The sequence below is a fragment of the Gordonia shandongensis DSM 45094 genome (assembly GCF_000423025.1).
Classification (GTDB): Bacteria; Actinomycetota; Actinomycetes; order Mycobacteriales; family Mycobacteriaceae; genus Gordonia; species Gordonia shandongensis.
Genome location: NZ_AUHE01000010.1, coordinates 125153 through 141794, shown reverse-complemented (window position 1 = coordinate 141794; position 16642 = coordinate 125153). Strand labels below are relative to the sequence as shown.

Here is a 16642-nt window from a genome sequence, read left to right as displayed (position 1 = left end):
ACCACCAGCCGGCGACCGTGCTCATCGACCTGATCGGTGAACTGATCGACATAGGCAGCGACCTCGGCCTGCAGGGCTGCGGCGAGCATCTGCCGGGCCCCGTCGCGCACGATCTCATCGAGGATCGACCGGTGATCGTCGTTGGACTGGTTGGAACCATCAGGGGCGTTGACTACCGTGAGCACGAGGCGTGCCTTTCCGCCAGCGCTGCAACGCTGACTTGATCAAGTGACTACCGGGATCATTCTGCGGGAAGGCACGCCCTCCCAGATCCACAGGTCTTGATCATTCCTCCTTCCACTCGGCTCGCTGTACTCGCAGGCACCACCGTGGCACGGATGATCACATCAACCGTCGGAGTCTGGCCCGGACGGGCACTGCGCGTCGGCGCCGACGAATCTGCCGCGCTCGTCACCGACTGGCAAGCCCTTGCACGCACCGGTGACTCCACGAAACTCGAAGGGATCACACACAACCCGTCAACGCCGGCCCGCCCCTACGACAAGCCTCTCATCGCCGCGCACTATGACGACGACAAGGTCGCACCACTGGCCGCGGTCGAGGCGTTGTGCGCACGACTTCCCGCCGCCAACACCACAGTGACCTCTCTCGGCGCGGGCGGTCACCTGGGCTGGCTTCGCCGTCCTCAACGCCCGATCGAGCTGCTGTCAAGGCAGCTATGGCCGACCCCTTCGGCACCGGCACACTGACACGCCCGCAAGCACCCCAACGATAGGAATCCGCACACCGATGCCTAGAAACCACGACGAGACGACAACCGCATGGCACAACAACGACGGCACGCTCAGCCGACGCCAGCAATACGCTGAGGCGGCGCACATCATCACAGCCCAACTCGCGGCACTACCGCACGCCGTTGCCGCCCTCATCACCGGCCACCGCGATTTGGCGCCGACATCATTGGCACCGTACGCCCCACCCACCGCCCCCATGTGCCGCCACGCTGAACAGCTCGCAGCCGCCACCTACAGTCGACCCCTGCTCAACCACGTGTACCGCTGCTGGCTGTGGGCGGCCATCATCGCCGATCACGACAACATGTCTTTCGACGCTGACGCGCTCTACTGCGCTGCACTCCTCCACGACATAGGTCTCGCACACAACGCAGGTGACCTGCCACCGTCATCGACACCGGGGTGCTTCACGGTCACCGGAGCGCAGCAGGCCGCGACCTTGCTCGACGAGTGGGGGGCTCCCACCGCGACCATCGACCGTGTCACCGACGCCATCATCACACACTTCAACGCCCGCGTTCCCACCCGATCCAGCAACGAAGCACAACTTCTCCACGACGCCGCCTACCTCGACGTCGTCGGCATCGGAGTGCAACGCACCAGCCCTGCCGAGCGCGACGCTGTTCTTGACGTTCATCCCCGCACTGGCTTCGCCGCCGAGTTCACCGCCGCCCTCAAACACGAAAAGCGCGCCCGGCCCCACAGCCGCGCAGCACTTTCCTACCGGCTCGGCGCTGGCGTAGCAATCAAACTCAACCCGCTAGAACACATCCGCCAGCAGAAGGCCGCCTCACCGCGATGATCCGAGCAGCATCCATACCGGTCCTCGAGATGCTGCACCCGACAGTCCCCGCGTGGGCATCCAACCCGCCAACTATGCACGGGTGAGTTCAACAGTTCTCGCCGGTGCCGATACAAATAGTTCCGTGTATCCCGACCGCCACGCCGAGACCGGCAATCGCGGCCGCGTGGGTCACATGTTCTACCGGGCGGTACGGCGGGGCCGTGAGCAATGCGACGCCGGGCACGTCCTGTTCGGGTGCAGCCCATTTGGGGCCGCCTTAATCGGTTCCTGGGATGACACCTCCACGCGGCGGTTTCCGGAGAGCGGAGCTCGGCGAGCTGCCACAGCTCGTCGCTGGTGGCGTCATGGTGGCGGCCGGCTACCCCGCTGGGCCGACCGGATCACCGGGCGCAGCTACCGGTCAACGGGTCTTGCGGCGCGCCCTCGGCGGCGGCTGACACTGCGGACAGAAGTGCGAGCCCCGATTCATGAATTGCTCCCGCATGATGAGCGTGCCGCACCGCGGACACGGCAGTCCGGCTCGGCCGTATGAACTCAAACTTCTGTCGAAGTACCCCGACTGGCCGTTGACGTCGACGTAGAGGTCGTCGAACGATGTGCCGCCCACGCGGATGGCATCGCCCATCACGGCGGCGACGTCGTCGAGGAGGCCGCCGAGTGCGGCACGGGTGATCCCGCGTGTGCGACGTCTGCCGTGCAGACTCGAGCGCCACAGCGCCTCGTCGGCGTAGATGTTGCCGACCCCCGACACGACGGTCTGGTCGAGGACGGCCCGTTTGATCTCGGTGTTCTTACGGCGCAGCACGTCGACAACCCGTTCGGGGTCGTACGACGGCTCGAACGGGTCGGGCGCGATGTGCGCCACCGACTCCGGAACCGTGCGACCGCCGGCGTCCACCGTCTCGTCGAGGTGCCAGCCGCCGAACGTGCGCTGATCGACGAACCGGAGCTCGCGGCCCCCGTCGAGGACCGCGCGAATGCGCAGGTGCATCGGATCGGGATCGCCTTCGTCGGCGAGCAGCATCTGCCCGCTCATCCCGAGATGGACCACCACCGCGACGTCGTCGGCGCTGTCGGCGGCGATGAGCCACAGATACTTCCCGCGCCGTTCGACGGCTTCGATCCGTTTACCGCGGAGACGGTTCTCGAGGTCCGTCGCACCGAGCACATGGCGGCGGACCGCCCGCGGGTGTGACACCTCGACTCGGCCGATGGTGCGTTGCGCCAGATGCGTCTGCAGTCCGAGCCGGATCGTCTCGACTTCCGGCAGCTCAGGCATCGGCGACGGCGGCGTCGCCGGACGGACTGGCCTCGCTGAGGGTGTGCCACGCCAGAGACGCCGCCTTCTGCTCGGCCTCCTTCTTGGTGCGGCCCACACCCGTGCCCAGATCGTCGCCGCCGACCACGGCGACCGCAGTGAACTCCTTGTCGTGATCCGGGCCGGTGGAGGTGATCTGGTACTGCGGCGGACCCAAGCCCTTCTCGGCCGTGAGCTCCTGCAGCGACGTCTTCCAGTCGAGTCCCGCACCCAGGCGGCCCGACCGTGCGATGAGCGGCTCGAACAACGCCAGGACGACCTTCTTCGCGACCTCGATCCCGTGATCGAGGAAGACGGCGCCGAAGATCGACTCGAGCCCGTCGGCCAGGATGCTCTCCTTGTCCCGGCCGCCCGTCAACTCCTCGCCGCGCCCCAGGTACAGGTGGGCGCCCAGACCCCCTTCGCCGAGTTCGCGGGCCACATCGGCCAGAGCGTGCATGTTGACGACGCTGGCACGGATCTTGGCCAGCTCGCCCTCGGGCCGGTCCGGGTAGTCGAGGTACAGCCGTTCGGTGACGACGATCCCGAGGACGGCGTCGCCCAGGAACTCGAGGCGTTCATTGGTCGGCAGACCACCGTGCTCGTACGCGTACGAGCGGTGCGTCAACGCGAGCGTCAACAGTTCGTCGCTGATCGTCACACCGAGGACGTCGGTGAGCAGGCTGCGGTCGGGGCGACTGCTCACTCGCTGTCCTCCCCGACATTTCCGAAACGTTCGGCGAGTCCCGCCCACCGGGGGTCGATCACCTCGTGACCGTGATCGGGTTCGGCGTCGGCCAGGCGCACGCCGCACACCTGGCACAGTCCCGGACAGTCGGGGCGGCACAGCGGCGTCAACGGCAGATCGGTGGCGACACCGTCGATCACCACCTGCTCGAGGTCGATCTGCTCGTCCTCGATGCGGCCGAGTTCCTCCTCCTCGTCCGCGGTGCGATCGGTCTCGCTGCCCGGATAGGCGAAGAGCTCGGTCAGATGCACGGTCACCTCGTCGGACAGGGAGTCCAGGCACCGTCCGCACTGCCCTTCGACGGGCGCCGAGACCGTCCCGGTGACGAGGATGCCCTCGGTCACCGATTCGAGTCGCAGGTCGAAAACGACGTCGGCCCCCGCCGGGATGCCGATCATCTCGGCACCGATCCGGTCGGGGGTCGGCGTCGTCCAGGTCATCTCGGTCATCGAGCCGGCGCGGCGCGGAACCGAGCGCACGTCGATCACGAATCCAGAAGCACTCACCCGAACGATGGTACTCAGGGGCCCGCGCGTGCGGGGCGGGTGTCAGCCCGCCATCTGTGCGGGGCCGCCGTGCTCGGCGTCCACACTGTGCGGGTAGTCCGCGTAATCGTGCATGCCGGCACCGGTGCGCAGCTGCTGGCGACCGCGGTTCACCGAGCGGAGCGTACCGGTGAGGATGTCCTCGAAGTCGGCCAGCTTCTCGTCGACGTAGACGTCGCAGTCGCCGCGCAGCCGGTCGGACTCGGAGTGCGCCGCATCGACGATGCGCTCGGCCTCCGACTTCGCGGCCGCGACGACCTCGGATTCGGAGACGAGTCGCTGCTGCTCGGCGATGCCGTCGACGACGGACTTGTTGTAGCTGGCGTTGCCGGCCTCGACGACGCGGGAGGCTTCGGCGCGTGCACGGCCCGTCACGGCCTCGTACTCGCGGTTGGCGCTGCTCTCCAGCCGCTGGGCCTCCTCGGTGGCCTGGCCGACGATCGCCTGGGCGCTGCCGTTGGCCTCGTCGACCATCCTGTCGGCGCGGGCCTTGGCCTCGGCCATGATGCGATCGGCTTCGGCGCGAGCGTGCGCGAGCATCGCCTCCGAGTCGGTCTCGGCGCCGGTGACGAGGCGGTCGGCCTGGTCGCGGGCGTTCGACACGAGGGTGTCGCGCTCGTCGAGCACATCCTGCGCGTCGTCGAGTTCGGGCGGCAGCGCGTCGCGCAGCTCGTCCATCAGCTCGAGCACGTCGCCGCGCGGCACGAGGCAACCGGCGGTCATCGGCACGGTGCGCGCCTCTTCGACGATTGCGACGAGCTCGTCCAACGCTTCAAATACGCGGTACACGGTTACCCCTATCCGGCACGAAGGCCTTTGATATCACTGAGGCCATTGTGCCGAATGTTGCCGGTGTGACGACGGAGGCGTGCCGGGCGTGTCGCCCATCGTCAGCACGATCGCCGCGTCCAGCGTCCTCCCGACCCCGCACCACACCGAGGACCGACCGCATCAGGCCCGCAGCACACCCTCGATCCGCTCGATGAGCGCCGAATGAATGTGATCGGACAGATAAGGCGTCACATCGCCGCCGAGCTTCGCCACCTCTTTCACGAGCGAACTCGACACGTGCGCGTACCGCGGATCGGTCAGCATGAAGAACGTCTCGGCACCGGTCAGCTCGCGGTTCATCTGCGCCATCGGGATCTCATAGGCGAAGTCCGTCTCCGACCGCAGCCCCTTGACCATGGTGTCGGCCCCCTCCTCGGTGAGCAGATCGACGACCAGTCCGGTCCAACTGCGGACATCGACGTTCGGCAGATCGGCGACGTCCCGTTCGATGAGCGCGATCCGCTCCTCGATGCCGAACATTCCCTTCTTGTTGGGGTTCACCACGACGGCGACGACGACGCGCTCGAAACGGGCGGCCGCCCGCTCCACCACGAACCGGTGGCCGAGGGTGAACGGGTCATACGACCCCGGGCAGACTGCAGTGCTCATGACAGCCGAATCTACGCGATCGGCTCCGACGGCCGATCCCCCGCGACCGAGCCCCCGGACACCGCGTCGTCCCGCACCACGCGAGTGGCCACGAGAACCACGCTGTCGCCGTACTGTTTGCGGACGACCTCGTCGAATCCCTCCGGCCACCGGACGTCACCGTCACGGCGTCCGCGCTCGAGCACCACCCAGCCGCCGTCGGCGACCGCCCCGACCAACGCCGCCAGGACGCCGTCGACGTCGCCGGTCGGCACCTCGTAGGGCGGGTCGAGGAACACGAGGTCGAAGACACCCGCGGGAGCCGCGAGAAAGGCCTCCGCACTGCGCTGGACCACGCGGGCGCGAGCCGTCGCCCGGCACACCGCGATGTTGTCGCGGACCACCGCGGCCGCCCGCCGATCGGCCTCCACCAGCACCGCGGAGGCGCCGCCGCGCGAGACGGCCTCCAGACCGAGCGCCCCGGTGCCCGCGTACAGGTCGAGCACGCGCATCCCGGCGACATCGAACCGCGACCCGAGCATGGAGAACACGGCTTCGCGCACCCGGTCCGAGGTCGGACGCGTGGTGTCGGCCGGAACAGCGAGTCGGCGGCCGCGGAAATCGCCGCTGATGATTCTGGTCATGTCCCGACGAGTCTATCGTCGACGCGCGACACTCGCCCCGCCCCGGAATCGACGGCCGCGCCGGTACCGTGCAGTATGCGCATCCGCTCGACGGCGTGGACCCCGGCACCGCGCACCGACCCCGATCCCGATCCGGTCGCCCGGGCACGACAGATCGCCGCACTCCTCGCCGGTCGCCGGACCGCCGTCCTCACCGGCGCCGGACTGTCGACCCCGTCGGGCATTCCCGACTACCGAAGCCCCGGCTCGCCGACCCGACGCCCGATGACGGTCGACGACTTCCGCGCCTCCGCGGAGAACCGGCGCCGCTACTGGGCGCGCAATCACCTCGGATGGCGGCACATGGACGCAGCGCGCCCCAACGCCGCCCACATCGCCCTCCGCGACCTGCAAGACGCCGGCTCGGTCACCGGGATCATCACGCAGAACGTCGACATGCTGCACCTCAAGGCCGGTTCGTCGCCGGTGATCGACCTGCACGGCTCCTACGGCCGCGTGGCCTGCATGTCGTGCGGCGCCCGGACCTCGCGTCATCGTCTCGCCGACCGCCTCGAGGCCGCCAACCCCGGGTACGCGGACCGGGTCCGCTCGCGCGGCGCCATCGAGGTGGCGCCCGACGCCGACGCCGCACTCGCCGACATCGGCGACTTCCGCGCCGTCGGCTGCGAACTCTGCGACGGCCCGCTGAAGCCCGACATCGTGTACTTCGGCGAATCCGTGGCACCGGCGGTGGTCGCCCGCGCTCGACGGCTCGTCGCCGACGCCGACGTCCTGCTGGTGGCCGGTTCGTCGCTCACCGTCATGTCGGGCCTCCGCTTCGTCAAGCAGGCCGCGGCCGCGGGCCGCGACGTCGTCATCGTCAACCGCGGCGCGACCCGCGGCGACGAGTCGGCGACCCTCTCCGTGGACCACCGCTGCGAGGTCGTCCTCCCCCTCGTCGCAGGTCTCGCGCATCCCCGATCGCGACCCCCGGACCAGCCGTTCGCGGCGTCGGTGTGACCAGAGATTCCACCCTCCTGTGAGATATGCCACAGACGGTGGTTGAACTGCACAAAGCGAAGGTTCTCAACGACCGATGTCGGATCGGCCATGACTTCCCCGAACCGTCTCGTTAACCTCGGTCACGTCATGAACCCGATTGAAACCACACCGGAGAAAGACACCGGAAACACGGTCGCCTTCCGGCGCCCGCGGGCCCGTGACGGAAAACGCATTTGGGAGATCGCCCGCGATTCGCAGGTGCTGGACGTGAACTCGTCCTACTCCTATGTTCTCTGGTCACAGGATTTTTCCGAGACGTCCATCGTCGCCGAAGTCGACGGAGAGCCCGTCGGTTTCGTCACCGGATACCGTCGCCCGGCGAACCCCGAGATCCTCATGGTCTGGCAGGTCGCCGTCGACGCATCGCAGCGGGGAAAGCAGATCGCGGGGCGCATGCTCTGTGAACTGTTCAACCGGTGCGCACCCGACGGGGTGACCGCGATCAACACCACGATCAGCCCCGACAACGAGGCGTCCCAGCGGCTGTTCGCAGCCGCCGCCCGAACACTCGGCCTGCAGTTCCACCGCGAGCCGTTCTTCAGCGCAGAACTGTTCCCCGACGCTCACGAGCCCGAGGACCTGTATCTGCTGACGCCGGCGCCCACCGGAAGGTGACGCCGACAATCTCACGAGGAAACTCTTCAGCAATGACTATCGAAACTTCATTGGACGACCGAACTTTCACCAAACACGAATCCGAAGTCCGCTCTTACTGCCGCGACTGGCCCGCGGTGTTCGACACCGCGCAGGGCAGCTGGCTGACCGACGTCGACGGCAATCGCTACCTCGACTTCTTCGCCGGCGCAGGCGCGCTGAACTACGGCCACAACAACCCGGTGCTCAAGGAAGCCCTCCTGGAGTACATCGCCCGTGACGGCATCACCCACGGCCTCGACATGTCGACCCGCGCCAAGGGTGAGTTCCTCGAGACCTTCGCCGCGAAGATCCTCGAGCCGCGCGGCCTGGACTACAAGATCCAGTTCCCCGGCCCCACCGGCACCAACGCCGTCGAGGCGGCCCTCAAGCTGGCCCGCAAGGTGACCGGCCGCGAGGCGATCATCAACTTCACCAACGCCTTCCACGGCATGACCCTCGGCTCGCTGGCCGTGACCGGCAACTCGATGAAGCGCAGCGGCGCCGGCATCCCCCTGGTCCACGCGACCCCGATGCCGTTCGACAACTACTTCGACGGCGTCGTCGAGGACTTCAACTGGTTCGAGCGCGTGCTCGACGACTCCGGCTCGGGCTTCAACCGCCCGGCGGCCGTGATCGTGGAGACCGTGCAGGGCGAGGGCGGCGTCAACGTCGCGCGCGCCGAGTGGCTGCGCGGACTCGCCGACCTGTGCAAGCGCAAGGACCTGCTGCTCATCGTCGACGACGTGCAGATGGGCTGCGGACGCACCGGCGACTTCTTCTCGTTCGAAGAGGCCGGCATCGTCCCGGACATCGTCACCCTGTCGAAGTCGATCGGCGGCTACGGCCTGCCGATGGCGCTGACCCTGTTCAAGCCCGAACTGGACGTGTGGGAGCCCGGCGAGCACAACGGCACCTTCCGCGGCAACAACCCGGCGTTCGTCACCGCCACCGAGGCCATCAAGAAGTACTGGTCCGACGACAAGCTGTCGGTGCAGGTCAAGGCCAAGGGCATGGAGATCGCCCAGGCGTTCGACGCGATCTGCGCGCGCCACGAGGGCGTCTCGCACCGCGGCCGCGGCATGGCTCAGGGCCTGGTCTTCGAGAAGGCCGAGCTCGCCGACCGCACCTGTGAGATCGCGTTCGGCAAGGGCCTCCTCGCCGAGACCTCCGGCCCGAACTCCGAGGTCGTGAAGCTGCTGCCGCCGCTGACCCTGACCAGTGAAGAGCTCGCCCAGGGGATGGCGATCCTCAGCGAGTCCGTCGACGAAGCCATCAAGGAGACCAACGCATGATCGTCCGTACCACCGACGAGATCACCGGCACCGACCGCGAGGTGGCAGACCCCAAGGGCAACTGGGTCTCCAAGCGGATCGTGCTCGGCGGCGACGGTGTCGGATTCTCGTTCCACGAGACCACCATCAAGGCGGGTTCGGTCAACGAGTTCCACTACGCCAACCACATCGAGGCGGTCTGGCTCGTCGAGGGCAGCGGTACGCTGCTCGACCGGGAGACCGGCGAGACGTACCCGCTCGGCCCGGGCAGCATGTACCTGCTCAACGGCAACGAGCGCCACACGGTGACCGTCGACGAGCAGATGCGCATGCTGTGCGTGTTCAACCCGCCGGTGGTCGGCACCGAGGTGCACGATGAGAACGGCGTCTACCCGCTGGTCCCGGTTCCTCAGCAGGACGGTGCCGCGGGACGCCACCGCGCCGGCTGAGTCGGTCGCCGACGACATCGCGAGGGCGGTCTCTCCCACACGGGAGGGGCCGCCCTCGGTCGTCGGTCGGGTGGGTGGTCGCCGCTCAGGCGGTCACGAGATCGTCGGCGTGGATGATGGGGCGCCGCAGCTCCCCCGGCAGGTCGGCGGTGCTCCGGCCGATCATCGTCGCGACCACGTCGGCGTCGTACGACACGACGCCGCGACCGCGGACCGTCCCGGCCGGGTCGAGGAGTTCCACGACGTCGCCGTGGGAGAAGTCACCGCTGACCGCGGTGACGCCGGCAGGAAGCAGTGACCGCCGACGCCCGCACACCGCGGCGACGGCACCGTCGTCGAGGGTCAGCGAGCCGTGCGACTCCGCGGCGTGCCGAACCCAGAATCGGCGCGCCGACAGTCGCGTGGGCCGGGCGGCGAACGCGGTGCCCACCGTGGCGCCGTCGAGCGCCTGCGCAGCATCCCCGGCCGCAGCCAGCAGCACCGGGACACCGGAATCCGCTGCGAGGCGCGCAGCGGCCAGTTTGGACGCCATTCCGCCGGTTCCCAGCGAGCCGCCGGTCCCCGCGACGACCCCGTCGAGGTCGTCGGGTCCGTCGACCTGTTCGATGAACTGCGCCCGTCGACCGTCGGGACCGGTGCGGCGGGGATCGCCGTCGTACAGTCCGTCGACGTCGGAGAGCAGGACGAGGGCGTCGGCGTGAACGAGGTGCGCCACGAGCGCCGCCAGCCGGTCGTTGTCGCCGAACCGGATCTCGTTGGTGGCGACCGTGTCGTTCTCGTTAACCACCGCGACGGCGTGCAGCAGCCGCAGCCGATCGAGGGTCCGCTGCGCATTCGCGTGATGCGACCGGTTCGAGATGTCGTCGGCGGTGAGCAGCACCTGGCCGACCACCCGGTCGTACCGGGCGAACGACGTCCCCCAGGCGTGGGCGAGCCGAAGCTGCCCCACGCTCGCCGCCGCCTGCTTGGTGGCCAGATCGCGCGGCCGTTTCTTGAGTCCGAGCGGTGCGATGCCCGCGCCGACGGCCCCCGACGACACCACGATCACGTCCGACCCCGCGCGCATCCGCGCCTCCAGGGCGTCGACCAGAGCATCGAGCCGAGAGTGATCGATGCCGCTGGCCATGTCGGTGACCGCTGACGATCCGATCTTGACGACGATGCTCCGGGCGTCGGCGATCACGCGCCGCGCCTCGGTCATCGAGACGCCGGCGGTCGTCTCACTCATCGTCGGTCGCCTCGCGACGGAGTCGACGCGCGAGCTTCCGCTCGGCCGCCCCGACACGGTCGTTCTGTTCGAGGCGCACATCGGTGCCGCGGCCCGTCAGCGGGACGTCGTCGCCCATCGGGGTGATCGGCTCCCAGTCGAAGGTCATCTCCCCGATCGTCACGGGCGCCCCGGGCTTGGCGCCCTGCTTGACGAGTTCGTCCTCCACACCGAGTCGATTCAGACGATCGGCGAGATAGCCGACGGCTTCGTCGTTGTCGAACTGGGTCTGGCGGATCCAGCGTTCCGGGCGGGCGCCGCGCACGATGAAACCGCCGTCGAGGTCCGGATCCGGAACCACCGTGAACTCGGCCTCGTCGACGGCCTTGGGTCGGATCACGGTGCGACGGGCGACCGGCGCGGCATGCTCTCGACGGTATTCGCGGACCAGTGCCGCGAGGGCGAAGGTCAGCTCCGCGAGGCCGCGATGCGCGACCGCGGAGATCTGGAACACGGGCCAGCCGCGCTCGGCGATGTCGGCTTCGACGAACTCGGCGAGTTCGGCGGCTTCGGGCACGTCGATCTTGTTGAGGATCACCACGCGCGGTCGGGACGCGAGGTCGCCGAGGGAGTGGTCGGCGTCGAGCGCCGGACTGTAGGCCGCCAGTTCGGCCTCGAGCGCATCGATGTCCGAGAGCGGGTCGCGGCCGGGTTCGAGGGTCGCGCAGTCCACGACGTGTGCGAGCACCGCGCATCGCTCGAGGTGCCGCAGGAAGTCGAGGCCCAGTCCCCTGCCCTCGGAGGCTCCGGGGATGAGGCCCGGCACGTCGGCGACGGTGAACACGTCGGTGCCTGCGGTGACGACGCCGAGGTTCGGCGCCAGGGTGGTGAACGGGTAGTCGGCGATCTTGGGTTTGGCCGCCGAGAGCACCGAGATGAGCGACGACTTGCCTGCCGACGGGAAGCCGACGAGGCCGACGTCGGCCACCGACTTCAGCTCGAGGACCAGCGACCGCTCCTCGCCGGGCTCGCCGAGCAGCGCGAATCCCGGCGCGCGACGGGCCCGCGAGGCGAGTGCCGCGTTGCCGAGTCCGCCCCGGCCGCCCTGGGCCGCGACGAACCGGGTGCCCTCACCGATCAGGTCGGCGACGATGTCTCCGTTGGCGTCGAGCACCACCGTGCCGTCGGGGACGGCCAGCACCAGGTCCTCGCCGGCGGCACCGGCGCGGTTGGCACCCATTCCGGGCGTACCGTTGGTCGCGCGGGCGTGTGGACGGAAGTGGAAGTCGAGAAGGGTGTGGACCTGCGGATCGACGACGAGCAGCACATCGCCGCCGCGACCGCCGTTCCCGCCGTCGGGCCCGCCGAGCGGCTTGAACTTCTCACGGTGCACCGATGTGCAGCCGTGACCGCCGTTGCCGGCGACGGCGTCGATCTGGACGCGGTCGACGAAGCGTGACATTGTTCTGGCCTTCCCTGGGGCGACGGGACGCTTCTGCACCCCGATATGACAACAGGGCGGACAGGGTGCATATGACCCTGCCCGCCCTGAGTTGAGCGTGTCGTCTCGCGCCGGGTCAGACCGCAGCCGGGACGATGTTCACGGTCTTGCGACCGCGCTTGGTGCCGAACTGGACGGCACCGGCCTCGAGCGCGAAGAGGGTGTCGTCGCCGCCGCGGCCGACGCCCGTGCCCGGATGGAACTTGGTGCCGCGCTGACGGACCAGGATCTCACCGGCGAGGACTTCCTGTCCGCCGAAACGCTTGACGCCGAGTCGCTTGGCATTCGAATCGCGACCGTTGCGCGTACTCGATGCACCCTTCTTGCTTGCCATCTGCTAATCCTCCTAGGAGCTCGTCGGCCGTGTCAGGCGATACCGGTGACCTTCAGGACCGTCAACTGCTGACGGTGGCCCTGACGCTTGTGGTAGCCGGTCTTGTTCTTGTACTTGTGGATGCGGATCTTCGGGCCCTTGACGTGCTCGACGACCTCGGCGGTGGCCGAGATGCCGGCCAGCTTATCCGCGTCGGTGGTCAGATTCGCGCCGTCGACGACCAGCGCCACCGGCAGCTTCACCGCGCTACCGGGCTCACTGTCGATCTTCTCGACCTTCACAATGTCACCCTCGGCGACCTTGTACTGCTTACCGCCGGTCTTGACGATCGCGTACGTTGCCATCCCGCTGTCCTCTTAACTCGTCTCATCGGGCCGGATCCACAGGCGTGTCCTGCCGACCGGCTTGTCTCTGGTGTGCTGCAGTCGCGGCAAAACCCTGCCGACGACTTCCTCTGCGTAGCGCGCAGCAATCAGCGCGCCTGCGTAAGGCGACCTGTCAAGGTTACGGCAGACGCCGCACCCAGGTCAAACTCACTCTTGTGGCGGCGGACCCGCTGCCCGACGGCCGCTGCGACGACGCGGGGTCCGGGTCACCTCGACCACGGGCTGCGCTGTCTGCTGAGCGACCGTCGTGACCGGTTCGCTCGTCACCGTCGTCGGCTCGGGTGCGGGGGCGCCGGCACCCGTCGGCGACGCTGCGCGACGCACGGCACGTCGACGACGACGCACGACGACGCCGGATTCGGCGGCGGGAGCCTCCGCTTCGGGGGTCCTGTCTTCGGGGGTCCTGTCTTCGGGGGTTCTGCCTTCGGGGGTCGCTGCCGTCCGCGGAGCAGACGCCGTGTCGGCGTCCGGCTGCTGCTCGACGGCGGCCCGGCCGCCGCTGTTCTTGTCGCCGCTGTTCTTGTGCCCGCCGCTCGTGTCACGGCTGGCCTTGTCACGGCGGCGCCCGGAGCCGGTTCCCCCCTCGCCGTTCGGCGAATCGGTGTCACCGCTGCGCTTGCCGGTATCACCGCTGCGCTTGCCGGTGTCACCGCTGCGCTTGCCGGGGGTCTTGCCCCCCTCGTCTGCGCTGTGCTCCTCGGCTGCGCTGCGCGTTTCGTCCGCGCTGGGCCCCTCGTCCGTGCTGTCCCCCTCGTGGTGGGCCATCGCGCGGAACAGCGGGTGCTCGGCTGCCGGCTTGTGTGCGGGTTTGGTGCCCTGCTGATCCGAGGAGCCGCCCCCGTTGTCTCCGCCGGAGCCGCGCTTGCGCGAGCGCCGCGAGCGCCGCGATCCGGAATCCGACCGGTTCGAATCGTCCGACGACCGCACCTCGACGGGGTCGGCGTGGACGATGACGCCCCGGCCGCTGCACGCGGTGCACGTGGTGGAGAAGGCTTCCAGGAGCCCGGTGCCCAGACGCTTGCGCGTCATCTGCACCAGCCCCAGCGACGTCACCTCCGACACCTGGTGCCGCGTGCGGTCGCGCGACAGCGCCTCGGTGAGCCTCCGCAGAACGAGATCGCGGTTCGATTCGAGGACCATGTCGATGAAGTCGACGACGATCATTCCGCCGATGTCGCGCAGCCGCATCTGGCGCACGATCTCCTCGGCGGCCTCGAGGTTGTTCCGCGTGACGGTCTCCTCGAGGTTGCCACCGGATCCGGTGAACTTCCCGGTGTTGACGTCGACGACGGTCATCGCCTCGGTGCGCTCGATGATGAGGGTGCCGCCGGACGGCAGCCACACCTTCCGGTCGAGCGCCTTCGCGAGCTGCTCGTCGATGCGGTGCACGGTGAACGAGTCCGGCGAGTCGGCGTGCTCCTTGCTGAACTGCTCGAGACGTTCGGTGAGGTCCGGTGCGACGTCGGCGACGTAACCCGAGACCTGCTTCCACGCCCGATCGCCTTCGATGACGAGCTTGCGGAAGTCCTCGTTGAACAGATCGCGCACCACGCGGACCAGGAGTTCGGGCTCCTCGTACAGCGCCTTGGTGGTGCCCGATCCCTTCGACGTGTGCTCCTGGGAGGCCGCCTCGATGCTCTTCCACTGCGCTTCGAGTCGCTCGATGTCGGCGCCGAGCTCCTCGGCGCTGACACCCTCCGACGCCGTCCGGATGATCACGCCGGCCTCATCGGGAACGAGCTTGGCGAGGATCTGCTTGAGCCTGCGCCGCTCGGTGTCGGGAAGCTTGCGGCTGATGCCGGTCGACGTTCCGCCCGGGACATACACCAGGTAACGACCGGCGAGGGAGATCTGCGTGGTCAGGCGTGCGCCCTTGTGTCCGACCGGGTCCTTGCTGACCTGGACCATGACGTGATCGCCCGGTTTGAGGGCCTGTTCGATCTTGCGCGAACCACCGCCGAGACCTGCCGCCTCCCAGTTGACCTCGCCGGCGTACAGCACGCCGTTGCGGCCGCGGCCGATGTCGACGAAGGCGGCCTCCATTCCGGGCAGCACGTTCTGGACGCGACCGAGGTAGATGTTGCCGACCATCGACTGCGACGTCTCGGTGGTCACGAAGTGCTCCACCAGGACACCGTCTTCGAGCACCGCGATCTGCGTGTAGTCCTCGGTGGGTGCGGCGTGCGGTTCGTTCTCGGTGATGGCGGTGTTGGCGGCGCGTTCGCGAACGACCATGACCCGTTCCACCGACTCTCGCCGGGCGAGGAACTCCGACTCGGTCAGGATCGGCGGCCGCCGGCGGCCCGCATCGCGGCCGTCACGGCGCCGTTGACGCTTCGCCTCGAGTCGCGTCGACCCGGAGATTCCCTGCACCTCGTCGCGCGCCCGCTTGGCCCGCGGCTCCCGCTCGTGGACCACGGTGTTCGGCGGATCGTCGGACGACGATGCGTCATCGGCATCAGCACCACCGCGCCGACGGCGTCGGCGGCGTCGGCGTTTGCTCGCCGGAACGCGCGACTCGTCGCCGTTCTCGGCGTCATCGCCGTTGCCGTTGCCACCGTTGCCGTTGCCTCCGTTGCCGTTACCTCCGTTGTCGGCGTCTTTCGCGCCGTTGGTGTCCTTCGATGCGTTCGTGTCGTCGGTTCCGCCGTCGTCGGTGTTCTGGTTGCGGCCCTTCGTGTCCTTGCCGGCGTCGCCGCCGGACCGGTTCCGACCGGGCTGCTTGTCCCCGCCCTGGTTGTTGCCGCCCTGGTTGTTGCCGCCCTGCTTGTCGCCGTTCCGGGTGGCGTCGCCGTCCTCGGAGCTGTCGGCGGTCTGCGTCGACTCATGGTCGGCGTCCTGGTTCTGATCGCCGCGACCACGTCCCCGACCGCGCCGTCCGCGCCGACGCCGACGCGACCGGCCGTCGCCGGAGTCGTCGTCGCCGGAATCGTCGGACGCCTTGTCGCGGGAGTCCTGCTCACCGTCCGAGGACGACTCCTCGTCGGCGGGGCGCCCGGTCGCCGGCTGCTCGGGCGCCGACTGCTCGGTCGCCGACTTCTGTGTCGCCGACTTCTGTGTCGCCGACTTCTGGGGCGCCGACTCCTCGGGAGCCGTCTCGTCCGCTGCAGGCTGCTGCGCGGGTTTCGACCCGCTCTTCTCGGCCCGATCATCCGTGGCCGGGCTGGGCGGCAGGAACAGGGGTGCGGTGGTGTCCCCCGCCGACTCGGCGACCGGTTGCGCCGCCTCCACCGCGGAGAACAGGGACGATTCGGATCGAACCTCCGCCTGTTTCCCGGGCGCCTGTGTCTCGGGCGCCTGTTTCTCGGGCGCCCCGTCGGCCTGGATCTGGTCTGCCGGCCCTTCGGCCGTCTGGCCCTCGGCGGCATGGGCGCCGCCGATTCGCGCCTCGAGCGCCTCGGCGTCGGTGCGCGAGATCGATGACTGCGCGGTGCGCGCAGTCACCCCCATCTCCTGCAGGTGCGCGAGCACCTCCTTGCTGGTGATCTCCAGCATCCGCGCCAGTGCATGGACGCGCAGTCGAAGGGGAAACTTTTCCGCTGACTGATCCGCAGTTGCGTCAGTCTGCGACCCGTTATCGGTCACGTGGTCTCCTCAAGACCCC

Annotated in this window: 17 protein-coding genes and 1 pseudogene; 6 read left to right on the top strand and 12 right to left on the bottom strand. The window is 68.7% G+C overall.

All coding sequences use genetic code 11. The features are described from left to right. A pseudogene (locus G528_RS0110455) lies at positions 1-185 on the bottom strand (IS256 family transposase); the annotation flags it as partial. Positions 186-338: 153 nt separating this feature from the next. Here G528_RS0110455 and G528_RS18450 point away from each other — a divergent pair. Together G528_RS18450 and G528_RS17175 are read left to right on the top strand one after the other, a co-directional pair. Continuing rightward, positions 339-710: a hypothetical protein gene (locus tag G528_RS18450; protein ID WP_156890419.1), complete on the top strand. Its 372-nt coding sequence runs from the start codon at positions 339-341 to the stop codon at positions 708-710. A 40-nt stretch (positions 711-750) separates the two neighbouring features. After that, on the top strand, positions 751-1557 hold the full coding sequence (locus G528_RS17175) for an HD domain-containing protein (protein ID WP_051198664.1): 807 nt from the start codon (positions 751-753) through the stop codon (positions 1555-1557). A 403-nt stretch (positions 1558-1960) separates the two neighbouring features. Here the strand turns inward: G528_RS17175 and mutM are convergent, their stop codons facing one another. From mutM to rsmD, 6 genes are all read right to left on the bottom strand, one after another. Continuing rightward, the gene (mutM, locus tag G528_RS0110445; protein WP_026918918.1) at positions 1961-2839 is read right to left on the bottom strand and encodes a bifunctional DNA-formamidopyrimidine glycosylase/DNA-(apurinic or apyrimidinic site) lyase; all 879 of its coding nucleotides are present in this window, start codon (positions 2837-2839) and stop codon (positions 1961-1963) included. After that, positions 2832-3563, bottom strand: coding sequence for a ribonuclease III (gene rnc, locus G528_RS0110440; protein WP_026918917.1), 732 nt, complete (start codon positions 3561-3563; stop codon positions 2832-2834). Before rnc ends, mutM begins: the two co-directional genes overlap by 8 nt. After that, positions 3560-4111, bottom strand: a complete 552-nt coding sequence (locus G528_RS0110435) for a YceD family protein (protein ID WP_245569742.1) — start codon at positions 4109-4111, stop codon at positions 3560-3562. The genes rnc and G528_RS0110435 overlap by 4 nt, the downstream gene beginning before the upstream one ends. Positions 4112-4153: 42 nt before the next feature. Then, complete coding sequence (locus tag G528_RS17170) at positions 4154-4939, bottom strand: F0F1 ATP synthase subunit B (RefSeq protein ID WP_035719666.1); 786 nt, start codon at positions 4937-4939, stop codon at positions 4154-4156. 162 nt (positions 4940-5101) lie between these two features. Continuing rightward, on the bottom strand, positions 5102-5590 hold the full coding sequence (gene coaD / locus G528_RS0110425; RefSeq protein WP_026918915.1) for a pantetheine-phosphate adenylyltransferase: 489 nt from the start codon (positions 5588-5590) through the stop codon (positions 5102-5104). Positions 5591-5601: 11 nt separating this feature from the next. Next, positions 5602-6213 (bottom strand): 16S rRNA (guanine(966)-N(2))-methyltransferase RsmD, encoded by a 612-nt coding sequence (rsmD, locus tag G528_RS17165; protein WP_051198661.1) that lies wholly within the window; start codon positions 6211-6213, stop codon positions 5602-5604. A gap of 75 nt (positions 6214-6288) precedes the next feature. Here rsmD and G528_RS17160 point away from each other — a divergent pair, with 75 nt between their 5' ends. From G528_RS17160 to G528_RS0110400, 4 genes are all read left to right on the top strand, one after another. Beyond that, positions 6289-7212, top strand: coding sequence for a Sir2 family NAD-dependent protein deacetylase (locus tag G528_RS17160; RefSeq protein ID WP_051198659.1), 924 nt, complete (start codon positions 6289-6291; stop codon positions 7210-7212). A gap of 129 nt (positions 7213-7341) precedes the next feature. Further along, the gene (ectA, locus tag G528_RS0110410; RefSeq protein ID WP_026918914.1) at positions 7342-7869 is read left to right on the top strand and encodes a diaminobutyrate acetyltransferase; all 528 of its coding nucleotides are present in this window, start codon (positions 7342-7344) and stop codon (positions 7867-7869) included. Between the two features lie 32 nt (positions 7870-7901). Beyond that, entirely contained in the window at positions 7902-9182 is a 1281-nt protein-coding gene (gene ectB, locus G528_RS0110405) for a diaminobutyrate--2-oxoglutarate transaminase (protein WP_026918913.1), read from the top strand. Then, a complete protein-coding gene (locus tag G528_RS0110400) occupies positions 9179-9610 on the top strand; it encodes an ectoine synthase (RefSeq protein ID WP_026918912.1) in 432 nt (143 codons plus the stop codon). The genes ectB and G528_RS0110400 overlap by 4 nt, the downstream gene beginning before the upstream one ends. An 85-nt stretch (positions 9611-9695) precedes the next feature. Here G528_RS0110400 and proB read toward each other — a convergent pair whose 3' ends face one another. The 5 genes from proB to G528_RS0110375 all read right to left on the bottom strand — a co-directional run bounded on the left by proB (position 9696) and on the right by G528_RS0110375 (position 16533). Next, positions 9696-10838, bottom strand: a complete 1143-nt coding sequence (gene proB, locus G528_RS0110395) for a glutamate 5-kinase (RefSeq protein ID WP_425402228.1) — start codon at positions 10836-10838, stop codon at positions 9696-9698. Next, complete coding sequence (obgE, locus tag G528_RS0110390; protein ID WP_026918910.1) at positions 10831-12279, bottom strand: GTPase ObgE; 1449 nt, start codon at positions 12277-12279, stop codon at positions 10831-10833. Before obgE ends, proB begins: the two co-directional genes overlap by 8 nt. Positions 12280-12394: 115 nt before the next feature. Continuing rightward, a complete protein-coding gene (gene rpmA / locus G528_RS0110385; protein ID WP_026918909.1) occupies positions 12395-12652 on the bottom strand; it encodes a 50S ribosomal protein L27 in 258 nt (85 codons plus the stop codon). A 32-nt stretch (positions 12653-12684) separates the two neighbouring features. After that, a complete protein-coding gene (gene rplU, locus G528_RS0110380) occupies positions 12685-12996 on the bottom strand; it encodes a 50S ribosomal protein L21 (protein WP_026918908.1) in 312 nt (103 codons plus the stop codon). A gap of 189 nt (positions 12997-13185) precedes the next feature. Further along, positions 13186-16533, bottom strand: a complete 3348-nt coding sequence (locus tag G528_RS0110375; protein ID WP_425402227.1) for an Rne/Rng family ribonuclease — start codon at positions 16531-16533, stop codon at positions 13186-13188. Positions 16534-16642: the final 109 nt, after the last annotated feature.

Excerpts from the sequence above, each read along its gene's own strand:
- G528_RS17160 (WP_051198659.1), top strand. The coding sequence starts at position 6,289 with ATGCGCATCCGCTCGACGGCGTGGACCCCGGCACCGCGCACCGACCCC.
- rpmA (WP_026918909.1), bottom strand. The coding sequence starts at position 12,652 with ATGGCAAGCAAGAAGGGTGCATCGAGTACGCGCAACGGTCGCGATTCG.
- coaD (WP_026918915.1), bottom strand. The coding sequence starts at position 5,590 with ATGAGCACTGCAGTCTGCCCGGGGTCGTATGACCCGTTCACCCTCGGC.
- obgE (WP_026918910.1), bottom strand. The coding sequence starts at position 12,279 with ATGTCACGCTTCGTCGACCGCGTCCAGATCGACGCCGTCGCCGGCAAC.
- G528_RS17175 (WP_051198664.1), top strand. The coding sequence starts at position 751 with ATGCCTAGAAACCACGACGAGACGACAACCGCATGGCACAACAACGAC.
- ectB (WP_026918913.1), top strand. The coding sequence starts at position 7,902 with ATGACTATCGAAACTTCATTGGACGACCGAACTTTCACCAAACACGAA.
- rsmD (WP_051198661.1), bottom strand. The coding sequence starts at position 6,213 with ATGACCAGAATCATCAGCGGCGATTTCCGCGGCCGCCGACTCGCTGTT.
- proB (WP_425402228.1), bottom strand. The coding sequence starts at position 10,838 with ATGAGTGAGACGACCGCCGGCGTCTCGATGACCGAGGCGCGGCGCGTG.
- G528_RS0110400 (WP_026918912.1), top strand. The coding sequence starts at position 9,179 with ATGATCGTCCGTACCACCGACGAGATCACCGGCACCGACCGCGAGGTG.
- G528_RS0110375 (WP_425402227.1), bottom strand. The coding sequence starts at position 16,533 with ATGCTGGAGATCACCAGCAAGGAGGTGCTCGCGCACCTGCAGGAGATG.
- G528_RS18450 (WP_156890419.1), top strand. The coding sequence starts at position 339 with ATGATCACATCAACCGTCGGAGTCTGGCCCGGACGGGCACTGCGCGTC.
- ectA (WP_026918914.1), top strand. The coding sequence starts at position 7,342 with ATGAACCCGATTGAAACCACACCGGAGAAAGACACCGGAAACACGGTC.
- mutM (WP_026918918.1), bottom strand. The coding sequence starts at position 2,839 with ATGCCTGAGCTGCCGGAAGTCGAGACGATCCGGCTCGGACTGCAGACG.
- rplU (WP_026918908.1), bottom strand. The coding sequence starts at position 12,996 with ATGGCAACGTACGCGATCGTCAAGACCGGCGGTAAGCAGTACAAGGTC.